This is a genomic window from Vibrio sp. S9_S30, assembly GCF_014694455.1.
Taxonomy (GTDB): Bacteria; Pseudomonadota; Gammaproteobacteria; order Enterobacterales; family Vibrionaceae; genus Vibrio.
The window spans coordinates 1-3,737 of record NZ_JAAUWT010000058.1 but is presented as its reverse complement, the minus strand read 5'-3'; the positions used below and the strand labels follow the sequence as shown (position 1 = coordinate 3,737).

Here is a 3,737-nt window from a genome sequence, read left to right as displayed (position 1 = left end):
CCCCACTTTCAATAAGTTGTTGTTGCCATTGCGGAATGAACATCTGGCAAAAATCATCGACATCACAAAATGTTTCTATTAACTTATCCATGCTCGTTCCTTTGAGATCTTATATATTTAGTCAATGGCATGGTCGAGCCGCTGTCAAAATCGCAAATGCTGGAGTTTTGGGCATTTACAAAGGCACTTTTTATGCCACCAAACCCGGTTAGAAACCTAGACAATAGCTTAACGCCATCACAACAAAATGGCAGAGACTTCTTTTTTGGTCTCAAAGAAGATGTCACCATGCCTGATGGTACAGAGATAACAGTCACACGACGCGCGGTATTTTTGTCCGAGTTAGATAATATTTTACTGAATCAATCTACTGGGATGGACTTTGTCGGTGGGTTTAGTTGCGAAGGATGTCACGCATTGGAACCAGAAAAAGGTTTTTTTGGCACCAATGGCAGGCAGAACATAGAGGATCCGCAAATATTGAAGATCCCCCACTTGCGCAACTTGGCAAATCGGGTAGGTGCATTTGGCATTGTGCCCAATGAAGATGTGAATATGCACACGGTACCCGACCCCAGTGTATTTGACTTCAAAGGCGATCAGATCAAAGGGTTTGGCTTTTTGAAAGACGGTGGTGTTGATACTATCGGGAACTTTTTTGGCTCCAGTCGTTTCTTTGATTCAGGCAAAGGCACTGGATTTCAAACGACACAACAGCGACTAGACACTGAACAATATATGTTCGTTTTCCCTGGGACTTGGCACCGATTATGGGGCAGCAGATCACACTCAACCACTATACAGATACAGGCTTTGAGCGGGTTAAGCTACTACTCAAACGAGCTAGAGAAAAGTGTGTCTCTAAAACACTCGGTGGTGAAACGGTCGAAGCTGATGTGGTGGCAAAGTACTTAGTGCACGGCAAGCCGCGAGGTTTTTTGTACAATCAGTACGGCTTATTTACCTCTAACAGAGGGTTCCCACTACTGACACTTGGCCTAGTATTTAGATTGTGCCATGGACCTGTGACTTTCACAGCTGTGCCGCCGGGATCGGGTTATCGGATCGGAATTGATAGAGATACCGATGGTCTACCAGATGGCTTCGATTGGTTTCGTTGGGGGCATTAAACAGATAGGGTCATAACGCATAGTCGTTATGGCCCTATTAACGGCTCATTTCTACGTGCGTATCGTTTTGCTCCGTGCGCAATGGCACGACATGTCTAAACTGTATAGCGGGAGAAGAAAAGTCACGAGTTGTGCACTGGATAGCCAAGGCACCTTGATACTCTGTGCCTAATTGAAACTGCAAAAATTGATAATTTTCGCTTACCAAGGAGCTTGGTTTGGTATGACATACATGAATATGCTGTTTTAAAAATTGAAAATAAAACTGATTTAGGGGGAGCGACATCCCCTGCCCGCACGCTTTGATATATGCCTCTTTTAACGTCCATAGCTGATAAAAGTGATGGCGCTGCGTTACGGGGTCCATGGCTTGCAAGGTTTTAATTTCGTGTTGTGTAAAGTAATGCGTCGCGATTTCAGTGATTTTCTCTCGCCTCTGTATCCACTCAATGTCTACCCCTACTTCACCTACATAATTTACAGCCAACACCACAGCCCCTTTGGTGTGGGATAGGTTAAAGTAAAGCGGTGCATTGAGCCGGTTCACAATGGCTGGTTTGCCAAAGCGATTCTTTTTGAACTGCCATTGATGTGGCGCAATACCTGGGCAGTATCGGGATAAAGTGCATCTAACGAGTGCGCGGGTAACTAAATATTGATGCCGATGGCCATCGTAGATGAACCGCAGGTAGTGTGCTCGCTCTTCATCACTGAGCATTAATTTATATTGGTCTAATAACTCAGGACACGTGATCTGCTCATCTTTTGCAATCCAAAGCGGTAGTACCGGATGATGTGGAGTCATACCGAGCCCATTAGCAAGGAGACGGTTTCTATTTCACACGGGAGCTTGATATGTACTTCGTTGTTTTCGACCAAGATATCATAACTTGTGAGTGGACGCTTGGTGAGCGATCCCAAAGATGCGCCATCTGATAAGTTAAATTTCGCCCCATGCAACGGACAGATCAGTTTTCCAGCTTTGACTTTGGCATTTGTCATTGGCCGGCTTTGGTGGGGGCAGCTATTTTTAAACGCGTAATATTGACCTTCGAATTTGCACAATAGGACATTGTACCCATTGATTTTAAGTGCCATGCTCTTTCCTTCTTTAAGCTGGTCTTCTGTTGTGGCTATATGATAGCGTCCTTGAGCTAATGTCATGGTTTCATCCTTCCAATACTTAATGTCTGGTTCTTGTCAGAACAATCACTCATTGCAAAATACATGGCGTATGTATATTAGATGTCGTGAGAGCGGCCTGTTTAAAGCCTGACATCATACTTAGGGGGACTGCGAGCGATAGACTCCAGCATAGCGTAATCCCTTACCTAATACTACATTCAAGTTGTCAACAACAACTGAAAATTGATCCACCTATTTTGATGATTGATCCATCAAACCAGCCTGTTTCTTTTCTCTAATTCGGTAGCTTTCTCCCTTAAATTGTAAAATATGTGAGTGATGTAAAACCCTATCCAACATGGCTGAGGTCAACGCTGTATCGTTTGCGAATGTTTGACCCCATTGCCCAAACGGTAAATTGCTTGTAAGTATTACTGAGCCTTTTTCATAACGCTTAGCTATGACTTCAAAAAGAAGTTTTGATTCTGGAGAGCATAAAAATGTGGGGGCATTTCCTTGTAGACTTTCTGTTTAGATATTGTCAGAGATACTCAGCACATGCCTTATCTAGGATATTTCTAACAATGAAAATCTATTCCATCAAAGTGGCGCTGTGTGGAGTGAGCCCGATGATATGGCGCCGACTTCGAATTGCCGGCAATACCTCACTGGCCAGTCTGCATTATATCATCCAAATTACCCAGGGCTGGGATGATGAGCACCTTCATCAATTTCATATCTATGGCAAAGATTATGGTATCAGCTACAGTGGAGGCTTATCATTCAGTGACAATGCTAACAAAGTGTACATTGATGACTTCAAATTTGATGTCGGTGATCGGTTCACTTACGAATATAACTTCTTTGAACACTGGTTGCATGACATTCGCATCGAAGCCATTGACGAAATGCCTTCACGCAAACGGGCTCCCTTCTGCCTGAGTGGCAACGGGATGCCAGGCGCGACCGAGTACGATGCTTATCAAAAAATGATGGCACTATTGAAAGGCGTTACAAAAAGCAACAAAACTACGACGGTCGGAGCGCTTCGCCCTTACGTCGAGGCGTTAAATGCGGTGCGCTTTAATCGCAATCAAGTGAATCATGATATGGTCAAATTAGACGCAGGAAAACCGTCTTTACATGACGGGTTTGGCTGATATTTACGCGTGATGGACATTCTGCGTATTTCGGAGCATACCGAACAGCCATTTCGGAATGCCCGAAACCCTTCCTTTTTCTCTTTTAAATCAATAGCTCGCTATTCTTTACTTCTTAAACAAGAACCTAAGGAAGCGATAATGGCTAAGAAAAAGAACTCCAATGAACAAAATCAAAGAGGTATTACGCCTTAAGTAACCTGAGATCTGGTTAAGCGACCACGATGCCATGTATATCTAACAGTTCAGACTCTTGGGCTGTTAGATTCAAACTTGGTTTGTCATCTTTCAAGCAATAAGCGATAAGACCACCGACTAAGTT

General features: G+C 43.7%; 4 protein-coding genes and 3 pseudogenes. 2 read left to right on the top strand and 5 right to left on the bottom strand.

The window, feature by feature from the left end; genetic code table 11:
- Window positions 1–91: pseudogene (locus HC752_RS23735) on the bottom strand (IS982 family transposase); the annotation flags it as partial.
- Between the two features lie 101 nt (window positions 92–192).
- On the opposite strand from HC752_RS23735, the gene HC752_RS23730 reads away from it, so the two are divergent.
- Entirely contained in the window at window positions 193–915 is a 723-nt protein-coding gene (locus HC752_RS23730) for a hypothetical protein (protein WP_190337660.1), read from the top strand.
- Between the two features lie 252 nt (window positions 916–1,167).
- Here the strand turns inward: HC752_RS23730 and HC752_RS23725 are convergent, their stop codons facing one another.
- The 3 genes and pseudogenes from HC752_RS23725 to HC752_RS23715 form a co-directional block, all read right to left on the bottom strand.
- The gene (locus HC752_RS23725) at window positions 1,168–1,935 is read right to left on the bottom strand and encodes a 4'-phosphopantetheinyl transferase family protein (protein WP_190337659.1); all 768 of its coding nucleotides are present in this window, start codon (window positions 1,933–1,935) and stop codon (window positions 1,168–1,170) included.
- Window positions 1,932–2,294, bottom strand: coding sequence for a Rieske (2Fe-2S) protein (locus tag HC752_RS23720; protein WP_190337658.1), 363 nt, complete (start codon window positions 2,292–2,294; stop codon window positions 1,932–1,934). Before HC752_RS23720 ends, HC752_RS23725 begins: the two co-directional genes overlap by 4 nt.
- 213 nt (window positions 2,295–2,507) lie before the next feature.
- A pseudogene (locus HC752_RS23715) lies at window positions 2,508–2,741 on the bottom strand (ATP-binding protein); the annotation flags it as partial.
- Between the two features lie 98 nt (window positions 2,742–2,839).
- Here HC752_RS23715 and HC752_RS23710 point away from each other — a divergent pair.
- A complete protein-coding gene (locus HC752_RS23710; protein ID WP_190337657.1) occupies window positions 2,840–3,415 on the top strand; it encodes a plasmid pRiA4b ORF-3 family protein in 576 nt (191 codons plus the stop codon).
- 211 nt (window positions 3,416–3,626) lie between these two features.
- Here HC752_RS23710 and HC752_RS25525 read toward each other — a convergent pair.
- Window positions 3,627–3,737: pseudogene (locus HC752_RS25525) on the bottom strand (IS982 family transposase); the annotation flags it as partial.